The sequence below is a fragment of the Streptomyces himastatinicus ATCC 53653 genome (assembly GCF_000158915.1).
GTDB classification, from domain to species: domain Bacteria; phylum Actinomycetota; class Actinomycetes; order Streptomycetales; family Streptomycetaceae; genus Streptomyces; species Streptomyces himastatinicus.
The window spans coordinates 4956027-4957704 of sequence record NZ_GG657754.1 but is presented as its reverse complement, the minus strand read 5'-3'; the positions used below and the strand labels follow the sequence as shown (position 1 = coordinate 4957704).

General features: G+C 76.6%; 3 protein-coding genes. All 3 read left to right on the top strand.

Going from position 1 to position 1678, the window contains the following annotated elements; translation table 11 throughout:
* The coding region (locus SSOG_RS57500; protein ID WP_039938206.1) for a polyprenyl synthetase family protein at positions 1–248 on the top strand (248 nt) is incomplete at its 5' end.
* A 28-nt stretch (positions 249–276) separates the two neighbouring features.
* Positions 277–627, top strand: a complete 351-nt coding sequence (locus SSOG_RS48635) for a polyprenyl synthetase family protein (protein WP_050799913.1) — start codon at positions 277–279, stop codon at positions 625–627.
* On the top strand, positions 624–1678 hold a 1055-nt coding region (locus SSOG_RS20725), incomplete at its 3' end, for a UbiA family prenyltransferase (protein ID WP_078510356.1). The genes SSOG_RS48635 and SSOG_RS20725, both read left to right, overlap by 4 nt.

The following is a 1678-nucleotide window of genomic DNA, read 5'->3' as shown; positions in this document are numbered from 1 at the left end:
AATGCGCCGACCAGGGCCTGCCCGCCGACCGGCTGCTGGACGCCGTACGCGTCCTCGCACGCGCCGGGGTCGACCTCTGTCGCGGCCAGGCGATGGAGGCCGAGCTGTGCCGCGACGCGGCGTGCGGGCTCGACCGCTACCTCACGATGATCTCGCTCAAGACCGGCGCCCTCTTCCGCGGCTCCTGCCACGCCGGGGCCCTCCTGGGCGGCGGCGACGCCACCGCACAGCGCGCCCTCACCGGCTAACGCCGAACACCTCGGGCTCGCCTTCCAGATGCACGACGACCTGCTGCCGTACACCAGCGAAGCGGCCGCCACCGGCAAGTCCGCGCTCAGCGACACCGCCAACGGGCGCCCCACCTTCCCCCTGCTCATGGCGTACGAGCGGGCCGACGCCGCCGAACGCGACGCCCTGCGCACCGCGCTGCGGGGCACGCTGCCCGCGCCGGACGCCTACGACGCCGTACGCCGCGTCCTGGACTCCACCGGCGCGCTGCGGGCCGCGCGCGAACGCACTCGGGCGGAGGTCGCCCACGCCAAGAACTGCCTCGCGGAACTTCCGCCGACCGAGGGCTCCGCCGTGCTCGCCGCCATCGCGGACTTCTCCGCCGACCGGGAGCGGTGACCGTGTCCGGCGCGCTCGCCACCGGCTGCGGGGCGCATCTCCAGACCTGGCGGCCGTACACCCTCTCCTACCCCGGCCTGGTCGGCCTGGCCGGAGCCGCGCTGGCCGACGGCCCACCCTCCGCGGCGCATCTGTGGGCCGCCTGGGCCGCCCCCACCTTGAGCTGGATCGCCGGGCACTACCTCGGCGACTACTTCGACCGCGACCTCGACGCCACGGCCAAGCCCCAGCGCCCGATCCCCTCCGGGCGGCTGAGCCCCCGCGCGGCCGTGGCCTCCGGACTCCTGTGCGCCCTCGCGGCCGCCGTCGTCACCGCGCTGGCCGCCTGGCCCGCGCTGCTGCTGGTCGCGGGCGGCATGGCGGGCATCGTCGCGTACAGCAAGGTGTTCAAGGGCCGCGGGCTGTCCGGCAACGCGGTGCGGGGCGCGCTGACGGCACTCACCGTCGTCTTCGGCGCGATGACCGCCGGCGCCGAACCCCGGTGGCCCGCCGTCCTGCTGGCCGCCCTCGCCTTCTGGGCCCACGACACCGCGTCCAACCTGGTCGGCACCCTCCGCGACGTCGAAGGCGACCGCAGCGGCGGCTACCACACGCTCCCCGTCCTCCGCGGCGTCCGCTACGCGGCGCGCACCGCCGCCCTGCTGTACGCGGCCGCGATCGTCACCGCCGCGGCCTGCGTACCGCTCACCGCCCCCGCCGGACGGACCGCCTTCGCCGCCCTCCTGCTCGCCGCGGCGGCCTGCGGCATCACCGCCTTCACCCCGCTGCTGCGCGCCGCGGCCGCGCTGACCCCCGTACGGGCATTACGTGCCCACGAGGTCCTGGTCGCCGAACGCCTCGTCCTGGCGGGCGCGGTCCTGTCCGCGGGCTGGGGCCCGACCCCGGCCCTGACACTGCTGCTCCCGCTGCTGACCCTCAGCATCCTGACCCAGGCGAGACTGCGAGCCCGCCACGAGTTCCCCCCGGACGCCGGGGGTACGGAGCGGCCCCCCGCCCCCGAGAGCGCGCCCCGCCGCGCGAAAAGCAGCGGGCGATACCGGGCCCCGACCCG